Genomic DNA, 16,739 nt, shown 5'->3' with positions numbered 1-16,739 from the left:
TAATAACTAAAAAGAGTTAAGAGATAGATAAATAAAAACTACTTTTTACGCCGTCTGTAATAAATCACACAGCCGCTAAAAAGTAGCACGCCAACTCCACAAGAAGCCATAAAAAAGATAAATTTTCCAGCCTCTCCGAATATATATCCAGCGTGCAGATCAAGCATAAATTTATAAATTTCAAAAGATTTTGGCATGGTATTTTTTAAAATTTCTCCACTTGCCGTATCGACTATAAGCCTAACACCGTCACTCTCACTAGCACCTTTTGGCAAGTAAAAGATCATAAATTTTACGCCGTCTTTATTGAGGATAAAATTTAAAGCATCAAACTCATTTCCAAATTTTAAAGTAAAAATTTCATAAGCTTTTTGAAGATTTTCTACCTTTTGCTCTTCATTCAGACTAAAACCATTTTTGCTAGTAAAATTTGGCTTTTTAAATACCTTCTCTTCGCCACAAATTTGATTTATAACCTTAGCAAAGCTCTCATAAGAAAAGTATAGACCGCTAATACAGATAATAAGCAAAATGACTCCCAAATAAAGCCCTAAAAATCCATGCAACGAATATAAAAATGCAAATTTCTTTGCCTTTAGATTTAGCTTAAAGGCGCTAATAAATTTACTTCTAAATCTCCAAAAATGTATTAGCACTCCGGTTATTAAAATCACAAGTAGTGCAAGCGTTGAAATCGCCACTATCTCGCTTGCGAATTTAGATAAATTTTCATTTTTAAATAGAGCTAGCCCTAGATTTTTATGTAAATTTAAAGCTAGCCCTATAAATTTTTCCACACTATTTTCAGAGAATACCTCGCCTGTATAAGGATCTACAAAGAATGACTTAAACTCGCCATTCTCGCTTGTGCCGCTTACCACATAAGCTCTATTTGCCTCGCCTTTTATCTTTATATAACTAAGGTTAAAATTTGGCCAAGTCTTACTAAAGACCTTTAAAATTTCATCTATTTTTAAAGCACTTTTATTGGTTGCTATGTCTATCTCATCTTTACTAAAAGCTTCAATTATCTCATCGTGATACGAAATAATCGCTCCACTAATTGAGATTATCAAAAGCGGCAAAGCAAATATAAGAGCTAAAATTAAGTGAAATTTCCGCCAAATTTTAAACATTTTAAAACTTCAAATTAAAGCCAAGTTCGATCTTTTGCCCATCGACTATTAAAACATCATATCTGCCTGATCTTGTCGTAAAAAACTCGTTAAAGAGATTATAAACGCTTAAGTTTAGGCTGAAATTTTTAGTTACATTGTAATTTATCCCAAGATCTGCGATCACATAAGCTCTCATATCATCAGCATAGCTAAATGAGTTTTTAGTTCTACCATAATAATTTATCTGTGACCAGAAATTTAGCCATCTATTTAGCTCGTAGTTCGCTCCAAATTTAAATGTATGAAGCGGATAGTTGTTTAAGCTTTTACCAACTTCTGATCCATCTTTTTGTTTTGATTTTGTATAGACGTAGCTTTGATTTAGCCTAAGAGCATTTGTCACCTGCCACTCATTTGTTAGCTCAACTCCGTAAATTTCAGCCTTACCGATATTTATACTCTCCCAAATACCATTTGGATAAATTTTGCCTTTGTGTCTGCAAACACTGCCTCTTGAGCAGATAGGGCTATAGCTTAACATATCTTTAAAACTTGTGTAAAAGCCAGTTAAAGACGTTTCAAAACCTTCATTGTTATTATAAACGCCGCCAAATTCATAGCTTACGCTTGACTCTGGCTTAAGACTGCTTCTACCAAGCTGTGCTCCACGTCCTCCAGCAAATGGCAACGCAAGATCTTGTGTTCGTTGCTTGATATCGGGAGTCGCATAACCTGTGCTAACTCCACCCTTTAAGGCGAAAAAGTCGTTCAAGTTATAGATGCCATAAATTCTTGGTGAAACGTGCGAACCATAGTTCTCATCGTAGTTATAGCGAATACCAGTACTTAAGATAAAATCTTTTGTAAGATGATAATCATCTTCGCCGTAAAGTGAAACATCATATCTTTTTACATTTGCCGCATCTGCTGTGGTAGCCTTTTCGTCAAGTTTTTCTTTTTTAGCATTTAGTCCTAATGTAAAGGCGTTGTTATCAGTAAAATATGAACCTTTTGTATCAAAATTTAGTGTTTTTAGCGTTAAATTTTGTTGCGCGATCTCTTTTATCTTGCCGTAAGAGAGGTAGCTTTGAAGCAAGATATTATCAAGCCTTGCTTCGTGGCTTAAATTTATCACATCGCCCTTTATTCTCTCGCTAGCAACTGAGTTGGTGCCAGTCGATAGTGTTTTGCCTTTGCTTCTTTTATATTTCACATCGCTTCTTGCAAGCTCAAGCGTGATGTCATTATTTTCATTTGGCCTAAAAAAGAGCTTCGTGCCAAAATTTCTATCCTTTTGCTCTCTGTTTGCGTATGAGATTTTATCCTCTGACTTGTTTAAATTTTTGCCATAAACTGAGATGCTTAAAACATCGTCTATTAGCCCAGAGTGCAGATAGAGGCTGTTGTAAAACTCGCCGCTTATATTTTTATTTCTAGCAAATTTATAGCTTGAGCCAAGATTTGCATGAAAGTCGTTACTAAACTCATCTGTTATGATGTTTATCACGCCACCCAGTGCGTCACTGCCATAAAGCGAGCTCATAGGACCGCGTATCACTTCGATACGGCTTATCGCACTTGCTGGTGGGATGAAACTATATGAGCCTCCAACGCTTCTTAGCCCCTTATAAGCGTTATCTCCTGGCACTGGCATGCCATTTACTAAAATTTTAGTAAATCTTGGAGAGAATCCGCGTATAGAAATTCCTCGTCTATTTGCCGCTTCGGGAGTCGTTCCAAAAAGGCTTGGTACGTCTTTTACCATGCTCTCAACATCCTTATGATTTCTCTTTTCTAGCGCATCTTGAGTGATGACGCTAAGCGTTGCAGGGGCGTCTTTTATGTTTTGCTCAAAGCCAGTTGCACTCACTACTTTAACTTCTGGCAGAACTTTATCTTCATTTGCAAAAAGCGGTAAATTTATAAAAACTGCCGCACAAATAGAAATTTTTAATGCACTTCTCACAAAAAACTCCTTATTAAAATTTAAATCACATTTTACTAAAATAAAATAATCGTTATCAATATCAGACATAACGCTAGAGGGATTAAATTTAACGCTCAAGGGATAAAATGATAAATTTAGATAAAAGATATGGCATAAGTAAAATCTCACAAAGCAACAAGCGGATAAATGTAGAATTTTTTAAACAAAATAATGGCATCAGCTACCTAAAAAGCGAGATTTTATGCAACGATATCATAAAAAGAGAGAGCGAGGGAGATAGAAAATATCTATTTTTGATGTTTAATGAAGCAAAAGATAATCTTTGCTTCAAGCTTGATAAAAAAGAGTATCTTTTAAGCAGGGATGAGTTTTGCATAGGGCTGGTAAATGATAGCTTAAAAGGTGTTTTTGAATATCAAAATAAATTTTATAAAACCAAAACCTTGCTTTTTGAAGAAAACTATGCAAATAAGCTTGAAATTTTTAGTGAGCTTAGACTTGAAGAGAAATTTGATCTTATAAAATACAAAAAGGATAGGGCTCAAATTTGCGTTTTAAACGAGCTTGAGACGACAAATTTATATGATGGTATGATGAGAGAGATCTTTATAGAGTCAAAAATTTTAGAGCTTATCTATAAGAGCAAAGCTTTAAAAGATGAGAAAATTTGCTTTAGTAGCGACGAAGAAAAAGTGCTTTTAAAGGCTAAGAAAATCTTACTTACTCGCATGCAAAATCCCCCAAGCATCAAGGAGCTAGCGCATCTTTGCGGCACTAATGACTTTTGGCTTAAGAAAAATTTTAAACTCTTTTTCAAAGATACGATCTATCAGCTTTTAGCAAAAGAGCGGCTAAAGCTTGCATTTGCCCTTTTAAAACAAAATGATATCAGCATAAAAGAGGCTGCCAGCATCGTTGGCTACACAAATGCAGCGCACTTTGCAAAAATTTTTAAAGGCACTTTTGGCTTTTTACCAAGCGAGCTAATAAGGCAAAAAAGCTACTTTTAAACTGCACTAAATGCCAAATTTCTTATAATCGCCAAAATTTAAAAAAGAGAGAAATTTGCAAGTTTATATCCACGTGCCATTTTGCGAAAGCAAATGTCCTTATTGTGCCTTTGGCTCAAGTGACGATGAATTTAACAAGGTTAGCGCCTATTTTAAGGCACTTTGCCTTGATCTAAATTTTCAGCTAAAAAGCCAAAATGTAAAAGAAATTTCAAGCGTATTTTTTGGTGGAGGCACACCAAGTGCGATAAATGCTAAATTTTATGATGAAATTTTTAGCATTTTAACGCCTCTTTGCACACCAGAAGCCGAGATCACACTTGAAGCAAACCCAAACTCAGCAACCCTTACTTGGCTAAAACATGTTAAAAATTTAGGCGCAAATCGCATAAGCTTTGGTGCTCAAAGTTTTTTTGAAGATAAGCTAAAATTTCTTGGGCGTATTCACAGCAGAGAGCAAATTTTTAAAGCTGTAGAGAATGCTGGAAAAGCTGGCTTTGAGAGCATAAATTTAGACCTTATCTACGACACCAAATTTGATACTAAAAAACGCCTTTTAGCTGAAGTGGCAAATTTAAAAGATCTTAATATCACTCACCTTAGCGCTTACTCACTCACGCTTGAAGAAAACACCCCATTTGCTGGCAAAAAAAGCTATAAAAAGGATAGCGACAGCCTGGCTAAACTTATGATAGAACAAATTGGGCTTGCTGGATTTGGGCAGTATGAAATTTCAAATTTCGGAGAAATTTGCAGGCACAATCTTGGCTACTGGCAGGGCAAAAACTACCTTGGTGTAGGGGCTTTTAGCGTGGGCTTTGTGGATGGTACCAGATACTACGCCAAAAATAGCATAGATGCCTACATCACGCAGCCAACGCATAGAGAAAGAGAAATTTTAAGCCAAAGCGAGCTAGCAAGAGAGCACATATTTTTAGGGCTTAGAAGCATAGTTGGCGTGGAGGCTGGACGATTAAGTGAGACTCAGGTAAAAAGAGCAAATATACTTGTAGAAAATGAAAAACTGCTCTTTAAAAATGGTAAATTTTACAATCCAAATTTCTTACTAAGCGACGAAATCGCACTCTTTATCGAGGGCTAAATTTATAAAATTTTGAGCAAAGTCAAGATAAAATACAAAGCTTAAATAAAATTTAATAGAGGCAAAAATGTTTGGAATGAGTTTTTCTGAAATCTTAGTTATCGCCATTATTGCAGTGTTAGTTTTAGGTCCTGACAAGCTGCCAAGCGCGATGGTTCAGATTGCAAAATTTCTAAAAATGTTTAAAAAAGGTATAAACGACGCAAAATCAACATTTGATCAAGAAATGAAGATAGCTGAACTAAAAGAAGATGCTCAAAAATATAAAGAAAGCATAACCAAAAGTACGCAAAGTGTGCGTAAAAAGCTCACTTTTGAAGAGCTTGATGAGATCAAAAAAAGCGCAAATGACATCACAAACGATATACAAAATGTCGTAAGCGATACCAAAAAAACGGTAGAAAATATACAAAATCCAACAAATTTAGTTAAAGATGCGATCTTAAACGATAAAAAAGAGGCGTAATGTTTGAAGAGCTAAGACCACATTTAATCGAACTTAGAAAGAGGCTTTTTATAAGCATAGTAAGCGTTTTTGTCTGCTTTGGCATCTGCTTTACATTTTGGAACCCACTGCTTGCATGGATGAGCGAACCGCTAAAACAAGTCTTGCCAACTGGCTCAAATATCATATTTACTCAAATTCAAGAGCCATTTTTTACTGCGATGAAAGTTGCATTTTTTGCTGGTGTCGTGATCGCGCTACCTATCATTTTTTGGCAGTTTTGGCTATTTGTCTCTCCTGGGCTTTATGACAATGAAAAAAAATATGTGATCCCATTTGTCATATCAGCTTCATTTATGTTTGCGTGCGGGGCGGCGTTTTGTTATTACGTAGTCATCCCACTTGGCTTTGCATTTTTGGTAAATTTTGGTGGCCAGCTCTTTACGGCACTACCAAGCATTGGCGAGTATGTTGGCTTTTTTGCAAAACTACTAATTGGCTTTGGAATTTCATTTGAGCTACCAGTCATTACATTTTTCTTAGCAAAGATCGGACTTGTCGATGACAAGATGCTAAAAGATTACTTTAGATACGCTGTTGTTATCATCTTTATCTTTGCAGCCATCGTTACGCCGCCTGATGTGATAAGTCAAGTCTTAATGGCGCTACCACTCATCGGACTTTATGGAATTTCAATAATCGTTGCTAAAAAAGCTAACAAGAGCGACGATGAAGACGAAAAAGAAGAACAAGACAGCGACGTAGCAAGCGATGAGTAATATAAACGACGTCTCAAGTTATGATTATTTTTTGCCAGAAGAGCTCATCGCAAAAGAGCCAGTTTTGCCAAAAGAAGAGGCAAGATTGCTTGTCTATTTTAAAAATACAAAAGAGATAAAACACTACAAATTTAAAGATCTCTCCAGCCTCATCCCAGAGGACGCAGCGGTCATTTTTAATAACACAAAAGTTATCAAAGCTCGCATTTTAGGACAAAAAGAAAGCGGCGGGGCTTGCGAAGTGATGCTAAATCAGCCCATAGGCGAAAATAAATTTAGCGTCTATATAAGAGGTAAAGTAAGCGCTGGTAGCATTTTAAATTTTCCTGATAACCTAAAAGTAAATGTGCTTGAGCTAAATAACGATGGCACAAGAGTGGTAAATTTTAGGCAAAATGGTGTTTTGCTTGATAATGTTCGCCTTTTTAGTGAGCTTGAAAAGATTGGTCACGTCCCGCTTCCGCCATACATTAAAAGAGCTGATACAAAGGATGATGAGAGCTGGTATCAAAGCATATTTGCCAAAAATAGTGGTGCAGTGGCAGCTCCGACAGCTAGCCTTCACATAAGCGAACAAATGCTAGAGCAGATAAAAGTAAAGCATGAAGTCGCCTACATTACGCTTCACGTTGGCGCTGGGACATTTAAAGGTGTGGAGTGCCAAAATATAAATGACCACAAAATGCACTCAGAATTTTACGAGCTAAGCGAGCAAGCTCAAGAGATTATAAATTCTAATAAACCAATCCTTGGCGTTGGCACGACGGTTACTAGATGTGTTGAAGAATTTGCAAGAAGCAAGCAAGCAAGTGGCTTTTGCAAGCTATTTTTAAACCTAAATAATAAGCCTATCAGGCAAAACTACCTTCTTACAAATTTTCATCTACCAAAATCGACTCTAATAATGCTAGTTACTAGCTTCATAGGGCTTGAAGAGACGATGAGAATTTATAAAACGGCAGTTGATGAAAAGTATAGATTTTACTCATACGGCGACGGGATGTTGATAATATGAAAGATAAGCCTATCGATATCATAAACAGAATGGAAATTTTCCTTAGTGCCATATACCAAGATGCGCAAGATACTAAAAATTCCATCATTTTTAGCTACGATCCAAGTTATCCAAGGTTTTTAAAATTTGATGCCACAAATCTCATAAAAACACTTGAAAATATTTGCAAATTTTTCCTTTACTCTACCGAATATGCAGACATTTACATTCTCTTTCAGCTTAAAAATTATAGTCCCAAATCTGTACATTTTGACATTAAGATAAAATCTAGCCATAGCGTAATGAGACCAAGTCATTACTATCTCAGAAAGATAAATGACTATCTAAAAAAAGCAAATGAATCTATGATCTCTCATAATGATGGAGAATTTTTAATATCTTTTAGCGCGGCACTAACAGGCGATAGAGCCATCCAAAGACAAATAAATATCAAAAATCAAACAAATACAAATATCTTAGTCGCTTGCGATGACGATGCTTTGTTTGACACCATTAGTGCTCAGATAAATTTTTTAGGTCTAAAAGTTATCGGCAAAAACGACCTTAGCAATCTAATGAGACATATAAAAGATTCTATTTTTACCCCATTTGTTATTTTTATCGATAGTAAAATTTTAAAAAATGAAGCGATGCTAGAAGATATACTTGAGTTTAAAAATATTAAAAATTTTCGTATTGTAGCCATTTGTAAAAGCGATGAGTCGGCCAATGATCTGCCAAATCATATCACAGTATTAAAGCAGCCTTTTAGCACAGATAGCTTTCAGCTAGCTTTTAAAAATTCTCTTGAGAAATAGACCAATTTTTACCTTATGATTTTAATTTATCCCAAGATACCTTTTTAAAATAATAGTGGCTGAAATGCTATCTAGCCTACCATCTCGCTTTGTATTTGTGTAAATTTCACTAGCTTCACTGCTACTAAAAGCTTCATCTTGATAGACAATATTTGCCTTTACATCAAGAAGTGAGACAAAATGCTCGATGCGTCTTCTCATCTCATCTTCGCTACTACCGCCGATTGGCACACCCACCACCAGCGTATCTGGGGCATATTCATTTACCTTTTGGCTCACATCTCTTGCGGCTTGGTTTCTATTTTTTCTAAGCACTGGCTCAAGCGGAGTCACGATCTCGCCAAAACCAAAGGCAAGTCCTATTCGCTTTAGCCCAACATCAATAGCCATAAATTTCTCTCTCATAGCACGCTCTTTACTCTTAGATTTGAAATTTCAACTAGCCCTTCAAGCTCGTACTCATAGATGATATCACCAAATTTTGCCAAAACTTCATCAAGACTTACGCCATTTTTACAAAATTCTAAAATCTCGTCACTAGTTTTTTCTTGCTCTTTTATCTCACCAAAAATTGAAGCAAATTTATGATAGTCATCGATAAGCTCGGCTTTTTTATTTGCAAGCAAAAAATTTGTCCCATCGCTTTCGCCCATGCGCTGTGGCAGTACATAAACTGGAATTTTAAGCTCATTTGCAAGCCTTGCACTTTGCATAGAACCACTTTTAAGATCAGCTTGCGCAACAACCAGAGCTTCACAAAGTCCCACAACTATGCGGTTTCGCTCCAAAAATCTATAAGCAAGTGGCGGCTCACTTTCATCATACTCACTAAGGGCCAAGGCTTTGGCGTAAATTTCATTTATTGCCACTTTATTTTGGCTTGGATAGATGGTATCAAGTCCGCTCGCAAAAATGCCAATCGTTCGTGGCATAGCAGCTTTATGAGCTGCGATATCAACGCCGATTGCTCCACCACTTACCACGCAAACATTTGCACTTTTTAGCACTGCGCAAAGTGCCGCAACACACTCTTTTGTATAAACACTTGCCTTTCTTGAGCCAACAACTGCGATCTTTGGTAAGGATAAAAGTGAAGTATCTCCGATAAAATTTAGCTGTTTTGGTGGATTTTTTAGTCTATTTAGTGGCTCTGGGATAAAGTCAAGTCTCATAAAATATCTTTTAAATAAACCACATCAACATCTTTTAAAAGATTATTTTTACTCTCTTTTATCACTGCGATCGTATTTTTCTTTGGATGCCCAATGGCGATCGCGTAGCCTCTTTTTTTAGCCAAATTTACAGCAGCCACAAGTTCACGCCTAACAGCACTAGCCGATGGATCGTCGTCTAAAAATATATCTCTTGAGATGTATGGCTGATTATGTTTTTTTGCAGCTCTTGCTACTGCGGTTTGGGCGATAGTTTTGCTATCAACAAAGACAAAGCCCTGCTCTATCAGCGCCCTATAAGCCTTATCCATAGCGTCAAAATCGCTTGTAAAGCGTGACCCTGTGTGGTTGTTTGTATATTTTGCACGCGGGAAGTCTTTGCGTATCTTTTTTATCTTTTCATGCATGCTCTCAAAGCTCTCATTGATCGTGAGAGTGCCTATCTCTGGGCTATCAAAGTGTTTTGCTTGCATCGGAAGATGTATCATGTAAAACTCAAATGTTCTTGCGATATTTGGAGTATCTGGATGAGTCTTTGTCGCTGGAAAAATAGACGGCGTAATTTTTAAGCCAAGCGATTTTATCATACTTGCATGTTCAAATGTCGCCACATCATCTATTACGATAACGAGCTTTGCGCGCCCTTTTATGCTAGCGTTTGGCGTAAAAGGTACCGCTTCAAAGCTATCTTTTTTTACATTCTTTTCTTCATATTTTGTTTTTTCTATCTTTTTGGTAGTTAAATTTTCAGCTTTTTTAGCTGGCTCGACTTTTATGTTCTCGTTTTTAAATTTCTCTTTTTTTTCTATTTCAGTACTTTTATTTTGATCGACTTTTACTTCAAAATTTTGAGGTTTTAACTCAGTTTTTTGTTCGATTTTTGAGCTATAAAATGGCTCTATCTTTTGTTCATTTTCTATTACACTAGGCTCTGTATTTTTATAACTTGCAAGTAAATTTTTAGTATCGTTTTGTTCTTTTTTTATCTCTTCTTTTTTGGCTTCACTCTTTACTTCAGCTATCTTTTTTTGCTCTTTTGGCTCAACTTTTGAATTTAAAGCAAGCTCACTTTTATGCTTAGGATCAGTAAAAATTTTACTTAAATTTTCATCTTCATCAAATTTTAGAGGGTATTTTCTCTTTTCGTACTCTTGTTTTTTCTCTTTACTGGCAACCTTTGGCTCAGCTTTTTTAGAAATTTGCTTCTCTATCTTTGGCTCATTTGTTTTGCTTAACTGCTCTGTACCATTATTTTTTATACTAAGGGCTACGCTAAGTGCTATTATCAAAATAGCTGCGATAATGCCGATACCAAGATAGGTTTTGTTGTGAGAGCGACCTGCACTCTTTTTTGTAGGTCGCTTCTTTGTAGTATTTTTTTCGCTCAAGGCTTAGTTTTTATTTTGATCTATAAGTTTGCCGTTAGTTATCCAAGGCATCATCGCGCGAAGTTTTTTGCCAGTTTGATTTAGCAAACTTCTCTCAGCTATACCGCGTTCAGCGTTCATTCTAACATATCCTGCTTTTCTCTCTAGGATGAAGTCTTTTGCAAATTTGCCATTTTGAATCTCTTTTAAAACTTCTTTCATAGCTTTTCTGCTCTCTTCGCCAACCACTCTTACACCGCTTACGTAATCACCGTATTCAGCGGTATTTGAGATAGAATAACGCATATCGGCCATACCACCTTGATACATCAAATCAACGATTAGTTTTAGCTCATGCAAGCATTCAAAATACGCCATCTCAGGCTCATAACCAGCCTCTACAAGCGTATCAAAACCAGCATTTACTAGTGCGCAAAGACCACCGCAAAGTACTGCTTGCTCACCAAACAAATCTGTTTCAGTTTCATCTTTAAATGTTGTCTCAATAATGCCGGTTCTGCCGCCGCCTATACCGCAAGCATAGCTTAGAGCGATCTCTTTTGCCTTTCCACTTGCATTTTGCTCAACAGCGATAAGATCAGGTATACCACCGCCTCTTACAAATTCGCTTCTAACTGTGTGTCCTGGAGCTTTTGGAGCGATCATGATGACATCTATATTTGCTGGAGCTTTGATTTGTCCAAAATGCACATTAAATCCATGTCCAAACGCGATAGCAGCGTAATCTTTTAAATTTGGCTCGATCTCATTTTTATAAATTTCTGCTTGAAGCTCATCTGGAGTTAAAATCATAACCACATCAGCGCCCTTTGTAGCTTCGCTTACGGTTTTTACCTCAAAGCCTTTTGCTTCAGCTTTTGCCCAGCTTTTGCCACCTTTTGAAAGGCCAATTACAACGCTTACACCGTTATCTCTTAAATTTTCAGCATGTGCATGACCTTGTGAACCAAAGCCGATGATTGCTACTTTTCTGCTCTTAATAAGGCTTAAATCGCAGTCTTTATCATAATAAACATTTATAGCCATTGTTACTCCTATTATTAAAATTTGGCAAAATTATAACTTTAGCCAGCAAAAATTCGGCTGAAATATATAGAAACTCTTTTTAAGTTTTATGATAATTTATTTTGATAAAATACGCTGAAATTTCAAAAAAAGAGATAACTCAATGAATGAATCAGTTTTTAAAAAAATCAAAGCACTTCCACCATTAGATGACACAGTTATACAAATTCAACGCTTACATGCGGATGAAAATAGCTCAATAAGTGATCTTACAAAAGTGGTCGAAAAGGATCCGATGCTAACAGCAAATATCTTGCGTTCAGCAAACTCTCCACTTTATGGGTTTTCTCAAGAGATTACAACCATCGCAAGAGCTATTTCTCTTTTTGGTATGGCTACTATTCGAGGTTTTGCGCTTTCAAGTACGATTAAAAAGAGCTTTTCTATAAATTTAGAGCCTTATGGCATTACTACACAAGATTTTTTAAATATCTCGATAATACAAAATGCACTGATGTACAATTGGCATTCTAAAGTTAATCCTAAAAGCTTAGAAATTCTCTCTCCAGCTTCATTTATGCTTGAGATTGGCAAGATAGTTCTTGCTCACGAATTAGCTGAAAATAAGCAAGACGTCGAATTTAGAGAAAAACTTAAAAATATATCTAGCCCAATCGATCTTGCTCTATTTGAAACAGAAATTTTAGATATGTCAAATGAAGAAGTTACGGCTAAAATTTTTGAACAATGGAACCTTGAGACAGAGCTTAGCAGCTCAATACTCTATTCAAATAATCCGGAAGAGGCACCAGATCATATAAAAGATTACGCAAAAGCCCTAAAAGTGATAAAAACGGCTGTAAATATCTTTAATCAACTTGATGATATAAGCATACAAAATACCCTACCTCTTCTTGATGAATACGGCTTTGGACACGATACATTTTTAATGGCTGTCGCTAAAGTCAAAGATAATTTGTGAAAGAATTTCTAACATCACTACTAGTTGGCATCAAGGAAAAAGAAGTTTCAAACGAAGATAAAGAGATTTTACGAAATCTCTTAAATCTTGGTGCCGTAAGCTCACATAAAGATAAATTTTACCTAAATAATGGCTACGTCTGCGGCAAGCTAGACATCAGTCAAAACGCAACTGGCTTTATCATGCCGTTTGATAAACGCTTCAAGCAAGACATCATCGTAGAAAATAAAAATTTAAATAACTCTCACCTTGGCGATATCGTGTTAGCAAAGCTTTTGCCGCTTAAGAAAAAACGCCAAAGTGCTAAGATAGTAATGAGCCTAAAGCTTGCAAATGAAACAAGCGTAGTCTATACAAAACGCTTTGGAGCAGCTATTTTAGGGGTAAATTTAAAAACTGGACTAAGCACTACCTTAAAAGCGACGCAAAAAAGCCTAAAGATGCTTCCTCTTGGGACGCTGCTTAAGATAAACAACCTAAACAACGAGATAGTCGAGGTTTTAGGAAATTTAGACGATCCGCTAAGTGATGAAAAAATTTCGCTTGCTATTTATAATAAAAACGATAAATTTAGCGAGGCTTGTGAGCTTGAGGCAAAGGCTTTTGGCGACGAAGTCGATGCTAGCATGTATCCAAATAGAGTTGATCTAAGAAATTTAGAGTTTTGCACGATCGATCCAGTCGATGCCAAAGACTTTGATGACGCCATATATTTCGATGAGAAAAAGCGTGAAATTTACGTCGCAATCGCTGATGCAAGCGAGTATGTGACCGCATATAGCGCTATTGACAGCGAGGCTAAAAAAAGAGGCTTTTCTATCTACTTTCCGCACATCTCAGTACCGATGTTGCCGCGCGCGCTTAGTGAAAATATCTGCTCGCTAAAGCCAAATGTACCGCGTCTTGCATTTTGTTTTAAAATTTCACTTGATGCGAATAATGAGGTAAAAAAAGAGGAGCTTTTTGAGACGATCATCCTTTCAAAAAGGCGCTTTAACTATGACGAGATTGATGAAATTTTAGAAGGCAAAAGAGAGTGTGAAATTTCATGGATTAAGCCGCTTTTTAAACTCACCACAAAGCTTCGCAAAAAAAGGCTTTTGCACGCATTTGACTTTAGGACAAAAGAGCTTAGAATGAGCCTTAATAATGAGGGACAAATTTCGCAAACTAGGTTTGAAAGCGACTCCGACTCGCACAGACTTGTTGAGGACTGCATGCTTTTGGCAAACAAAGCCGCCGCAAAGCTCATCACAAAGGGCGTTTTTAGAAACCACGCATCGCCTGATTTTAAAAAGATAGATACTTTGCTTGAAGACTTGCAGCTTCTGGGGCTTGACTTTACCTACGAGAGTGACCTTGCAAATTTGATAAGAAAGATCCAAATAAAAGCCGATGAACTGGGCAACCGCGAGGAGATAGATAAACTCATCATCAAGTCTCAAAAAAAAGCTGAGTACTCAAGTGAAAATTTAGGCCACTTTGGGCTTGGATTTGATAGATACACGCACTTTACAAGCCCTATTAGACGCTACTCTGACCTTATTTTACATAGGCTCTTAAAGGCTAAAATTTCAAAAGATGACAAGCTTTACAACTTCTTGCTTTTAAACATCCAAAGCACCTGCGCAAATTTAAGCGAGCTTGAAAGAGAAGCTGATAAGGTAGCCTACGACTTTATGGATAGGAAATTTGCACGCTGGGCAGCCGCAAACATCGGCAAAGAGGTGCGCTGCTATGTGAGCGAAAACCAAAATGTCTTGGTTGCTAAGCTTGATGATCATTTTGTTGGAGCTAGGATTTTCATCACTGGATACAGCGCAAATTTACTTCAAAAGCTTGTCGTAAAGATCACAGAGGCCGACATTGCAAGTGCTAAAATTTTTGCAAAAGTAGTAAGAAAGATCGATGTATAGAAAAGATTTAGAGCTAAATTTAGCAAATACAAATTTAAGCAACTACTTCTTACTTTTTGGGGCGGACGAGTTTCAGATCGAGCTCTTTGGCAAAGAAATTTTGAGCTTTTACTCTGGCAAAGATGCAAATTTATTAAGCCTTTATTTTGACGAGTACAACTACACCCAGGCAAGCTCTCACCTAAGCGAACAGTCACTTTTTGGCGGCAAAAATATCCTCTATGTAAAAAGTGACAAAAAGATCCCAGCAAAAGAGCTAAAAGAGCTCATCTCGCTTTGTTCAAAAAGCCAGGACAACTACTTTTTGTTTGAGCTTTATGAGTCCGATATGAAACTAGTTTTTGATACGCAAAAGGCTTTTGGGACAAATTTTGCTAGATTTTTCAAGCCCTCAACTCCAGATGAAGCGATAAATTTGCTAGCTAAAAGCTCAGCTAAAATAGGCCTAAACATAACCAAAAACGCACTTTATGAACTTTACTTTACGCATAATGAAAATTTATACCTTGCAGCAAGCGAGCTAACAAAGCTAAAGAGCCTAAACACACACATTGAACAAGATGATGTAAAAAGGCTGGTTTTTGGACTTGGTGGGATAAATTTTGATGATTTTTTTAACAAATTTATGGCCCTAAAAGACATAAAAAACGACTTTTTTACCTATCTAGAAGATCCAAATTTTAATGAAATTTTACTTCTAAACTCACTTTACAAAGCATTTTTTAGGCTATTTAAAATTTACTCTTACATTAAGATAAATGGTCGATTGAATTTAGATGAGGCAATCGGTTATCAACCGCCTGTAAATGTGGCAAATTTATTAAAAGCAAATAGCTTAAAACTAAATTTAAATGCCTATTTAGAGATATTTAAAACACTAAATTTAGCCGAGTTAGAGCTAAAAACAAACACAAAAATGGATAAAGAGATTTTTGTATTATCAACTATTTTAAATTTACAACATCTCATATCAACAGCAAATATTAAGTAACTTTAAGCTAAAATCCACCCTTGCTTAAAGCAAAATCCTTGCTCACAAAGTGAGCTAAATATCCATAAGGAGAAGAAATGAAACATTACGAGCTTTTATTTATTCTTAAGCCGACATTAACGGAAGAGGAAGTTAAAGCTAAAGTTGACTTCGTAAAAGAAGTTATAACAAAAAACGGCGGCGAGATCGCTGCTGTCGTTGAGATGGGCACTAGAAAGCTAGCTTACACCATCAAAAAATACGAGCGTGGAACATACTTTGTTATCTATTACAAAGCTCCACCGGCACTTCTTGCAGAGCTTACAAGAAATGTAAGGATCACTGAAGATATCATAAGATTTTTAAGCGTTAAATATGAAAATAAACGCGAAATCGCAGCTTGGGAAAGACTTTGCAAAGGTATCAAACAAACTATAAAAAAAGAGCCTCGTGAGCCAAGAGTACCGCGTGAGCCAAGAGTTGAAAAAGTAGACGAGCAAACTTTTACAGAAGAATAATCAAGGATAAAAAATGTTCAATAAAGTAGTACTGGTTGGGAATTTAACAAGAGATATCGAGCTAAGATACACTACTAGTGGATCTGCTATAGGAAATTCCGGTATTGCTGTTACTAGAAAATTTAATACTAACGGCGAAAAACGTGAAGAGACATGCTTTATTGACATATCATTCTTTGGCAAATCAGCTGAGATAGCAAATCAATATTTAAGCAAAGGCTCCAAACTTTTGGTTGAAGGAAGATTAAAATTTGATCAATGGACCGACAACAATGGACAAAACCGTTCAAAGCACTCAATCGTAGTTGAAAATATGGAGATGCTTGGCGGAAATAGCGGAACTAATGGACAAAGCCAAGGTGGATTTAATCAAAATAGTTCGTACTCACAACAACGAAATAATGGTTCAAATAATAGCTATGGTAATGGTGGATATCAAAATTCAGCACCACAAAGACAGCAAATGCAACCACAAAATAAAAAAGTACAAGAAGAGTACTATGAGGAAAAAATCCCTGATATAAACATTGACGCCGATAATTTTGATGGCGACAACGAAATACCGTTTTAACTT

The 16,739-nt window shown here is 36.3% G+C and carries 17 protein-coding genes; 11 read left to right on the top strand and 6 right to left on the bottom strand.

The annotated features are described in order from the left end of the window. Positions 1-38: 38 nt before the first annotated feature. A complete protein-coding gene (locus CYP28_RS09840) occupies positions 39-1,136 on the bottom strand; it encodes a PepSY-associated TM helix domain-containing protein (RefSeq protein WP_103594028.1) in 1,098 nt (365 codons plus the stop codon). Between the two features lies 1 nt (position 1,137). Further along, complete coding sequence (locus tag CYP28_RS09835) at positions 1,138-3,084, bottom strand: TonB-dependent receptor domain-containing protein (RefSeq protein ID WP_103594027.1); 1,947 nt, start codon at positions 3,082-3,084, stop codon at positions 1,138-1,140. A gap of 107 nt (positions 3,085-3,191) precedes the next feature. Between CYP28_RS09835 and CYP28_RS09830 the strand changes: the two genes are divergently transcribed. The 6 genes from CYP28_RS09830 to CYP28_RS09800 all read left to right on the top strand — a co-directional run bounded on the left by CYP28_RS09830 (position 3,192) and on the right by CYP28_RS09800 (position 8,214). After that, positions 3,192-4,076 (top strand): helix-turn-helix domain-containing protein, encoded by an 885-nt coding sequence (locus CYP28_RS09830; RefSeq protein WP_103594026.1) that lies wholly within the window; start codon positions 3,192-3,194, stop codon positions 4,074-4,076. 55 nt (positions 4,077-4,131) lie between these two features. Beyond that, a complete protein-coding gene (gene hemW / locus CYP28_RS09825; protein WP_103594025.1) occupies positions 4,132-5,178 on the top strand; it encodes a radical SAM family heme chaperone HemW in 1,047 nt (348 codons plus the stop codon). Between the two features lie 67 nt (positions 5,179-5,245). Beyond that, positions 5,246-5,644 carry a Sec-independent protein translocase protein TatB gene (gene tatB / locus CYP28_RS09815; protein ID WP_087577664.1) on the top strand — a complete coding sequence of 133 codons (399 nt, stop codon included), beginning with the start codon at positions 5,246-5,248 and terminating at the stop codon, positions 5,642-5,644. Next, complete coding sequence (gene tatC, locus CYP28_RS09810; RefSeq protein WP_103594024.1) at positions 5,644-6,402, top strand: twin-arginine translocase subunit TatC; 759 nt, start codon at positions 5,644-5,646, stop codon at positions 6,400-6,402. The genes tatB and tatC overlap by 1 nt, the downstream gene beginning before the upstream one ends. Then, positions 6,395-7,417: a tRNA preQ1(34) S-adenosylmethionine ribosyltransferase-isomerase QueA gene (queA, locus tag CYP28_RS09805; RefSeq protein ID WP_103594023.1), complete on the top strand. Its 1,023-nt coding sequence runs from the start codon at positions 6,395-6,397 to the stop codon at positions 7,415-7,417. Before tatC ends, queA begins: the two co-directional genes overlap by 8 nt. Continuing rightward, entirely contained in the window at positions 7,414-8,214 is an 801-nt protein-coding gene (locus CYP28_RS09800) for a hypothetical protein (protein ID WP_103594022.1), read from the top strand. The genes queA and CYP28_RS09800 overlap by 4 nt, the downstream gene beginning before the upstream one ends. Positions 8,215-8,235: 21 nt before the next feature. On the opposite strand, the gene ruvX is transcribed toward CYP28_RS09800, so the two are convergent. Genes ruvX through ilvC form a run of 4 tightly spaced genes read right to left on the bottom strand, consistent with a single transcriptional unit; the run spans position 8,236 to position 11,800 of the window. After that, the gene (ruvX, locus tag CYP28_RS09795) at positions 8,236-8,619 is read right to left on the bottom strand and encodes a Holliday junction resolvase RuvX (RefSeq protein WP_087583917.1); all 384 of its coding nucleotides are present in this window, start codon (positions 8,617-8,619) and stop codon (positions 8,236-8,238) included. Continuing rightward, positions 8,616-9,386, bottom strand: a complete 771-nt coding sequence (locus tag CYP28_RS09790) for a DNA-processing protein DprA (RefSeq protein ID WP_103594021.1) — start codon at positions 9,384-9,386, stop codon at positions 8,616-8,618. Before CYP28_RS09790 ends, ruvX begins: the two co-directional genes overlap by 4 nt. Next, positions 9,383-10,774 (bottom strand): divergent polysaccharide deacetylase family protein, encoded by a 1,392-nt coding sequence (locus CYP28_RS09785; RefSeq protein ID WP_103594020.1) that lies wholly within the window; start codon positions 10,772-10,774, stop codon positions 9,383-9,385. The genes CYP28_RS09790 and CYP28_RS09785 overlap by 4 nt, the downstream gene beginning before the upstream one ends. A 3-nt stretch (positions 10,775-10,777) precedes the next feature. Next, positions 10,778-11,800: a ketol-acid reductoisomerase gene (ilvC, locus tag CYP28_RS09780; RefSeq protein WP_103594019.1), complete on the bottom strand. Its 1,023-nt coding sequence runs from the start codon at positions 11,798-11,800 to the stop codon at positions 10,778-10,780. A 142-nt stretch (positions 11,801-11,942) separates the two neighbouring features. Between ilvC and CYP28_RS09775 the strand changes: the two genes are divergently transcribed. The 5 genes from CYP28_RS09775 to CYP28_RS09755 all read left to right on the top strand — a co-directional run bounded on the left by CYP28_RS09775 (position 11,943) and on the right by CYP28_RS09755 (position 16,736). Next, positions 11,943-12,761, top strand: a complete 819-nt coding sequence (locus CYP28_RS09775; protein ID WP_021091523.1) for an HDOD domain-containing protein — start codon at positions 11,943-11,945, stop codon at positions 12,759-12,761. Beyond that, positions 12,758-14,677: an RNB domain-containing ribonuclease gene (locus tag CYP28_RS09770; protein ID WP_103594018.1), complete on the top strand. Its 1,920-nt coding sequence runs from the start codon at positions 12,758-12,760 to the stop codon at positions 14,675-14,677. Before CYP28_RS09775 ends, CYP28_RS09770 begins: the two co-directional genes overlap by 4 nt. Next, positions 14,670-15,668: a DNA polymerase III subunit delta gene (holA, locus tag CYP28_RS09765; protein ID WP_103594017.1), complete on the top strand. Its 999-nt coding sequence runs from the start codon at positions 14,670-14,672 to the stop codon at positions 15,666-15,668. Before CYP28_RS09770 ends, holA begins: the two co-directional genes overlap by 8 nt. A gap of 77 nt (positions 15,669-15,745) precedes the next feature. Then, positions 15,746-16,165, top strand: a complete 420-nt coding sequence (gene rpsF / locus CYP28_RS09760; protein ID WP_103594016.1) for a 30S ribosomal protein S6 — start codon at positions 15,746-15,748, stop codon at positions 16,163-16,165. A gap of 13 nt (positions 16,166-16,178) precedes the next feature. Beyond that, positions 16,179-16,736 (top strand): single-stranded DNA-binding protein, encoded by a 558-nt coding sequence (locus tag CYP28_RS09755; protein ID WP_103594015.1) that lies wholly within the window; start codon positions 16,179-16,181, stop codon positions 16,734-16,736. The last annotated feature ends 3 nt before the right edge of the window (positions 16,737-16,739 follow it).

Origin of the sequence: Campylobacter concisus (assembly GCF_002914195.1) — a bacterium.
GTDB classification, from domain to species: domain Bacteria; phylum Campylobacterota; class Campylobacteria; order Campylobacterales; family Campylobacteraceae; genus Campylobacter_A; species Campylobacter_A concisus_M.
Note: the sequence above shows the minus strand (reverse complement) of the source record. Positions and strands in the feature narration are given on the sequence as shown.

What these genes read in the sequence shown, in the direction of transcription:
- CYP28_RS09840 (WP_103594028.1), bottom strand. Translation starts at nt 1,136, where the DNA reads ATGTTTAAAATTTGGCGGAAATTTCACTTAATTTTAGCTCTTATATTT.
- CYP28_RS09830 (WP_103594026.1), top strand. Translation starts at nt 3,192, where the DNA reads ATGATAAATTTAGATAAAAGATATGGCATAAGTAAAATCTCACAAAGC.
- tatB (WP_087577664.1), top strand. Translation starts at nt 5,246, where the DNA reads ATGTTTGGAATGAGTTTTTCTGAAATCTTAGTTATCGCCATTATTGCA.
- tatC (WP_103594024.1), top strand. Translation starts at nt 5,644, where the DNA reads ATGTTTGAAGAGCTAAGACCACATTTAATCGAACTTAGAAAGAGGCTT.
- queA (WP_103594023.1), top strand. Translation starts at nt 6,395, where the DNA reads ATGAGTAATATAAACGACGTCTCAAGTTATGATTATTTTTTGCCAGAA.
- CYP28_RS09800 (WP_103594022.1), top strand. Translation starts at nt 7,414, where the DNA reads ATGAAAGATAAGCCTATCGATATCATAAACAGAATGGAAATTTTCCTT.
- ruvX (WP_087583917.1), bottom strand. Translation starts at nt 8,619, where the DNA reads ATGAGAGAGAAATTTATGGCTATTGATGTTGGGCTAAAGCGAATAGGA.
- CYP28_RS09790 (WP_103594021.1), bottom strand. Translation starts at nt 9,386, where the DNA reads ATGAGACTTGACTTTATCCCAGAGCCACTAAATAGACTAAAAAATCCA.
- ilvC (WP_103594019.1), bottom strand. Translation starts at nt 11,800, where the DNA reads ATGGCTATAAATGTTTATTATGATAAAGACTGCGATTTAAGCCTTATT.
- CYP28_RS09775 (WP_021091523.1), top strand. Translation starts at nt 11,943, where the DNA reads ATGAATGAATCAGTTTTTAAAAAAATCAAAGCACTTCCACCATTAGAT.
- holA (WP_103594017.1), top strand. Translation starts at nt 14,670, where the DNA reads ATGTATAGAAAAGATTTAGAGCTAAATTTAGCAAATACAAATTTAAGC.
- rpsF (WP_103594016.1), top strand. Translation starts at nt 15,746, where the DNA reads ATGAAACATTACGAGCTTTTATTTATTCTTAAGCCGACATTAACGGAA.
- CYP28_RS09755 (WP_103594015.1), top strand. Translation starts at nt 16,179, where the DNA reads ATGTTCAATAAAGTAGTACTGGTTGGGAATTTAACAAGAGATATCGAG.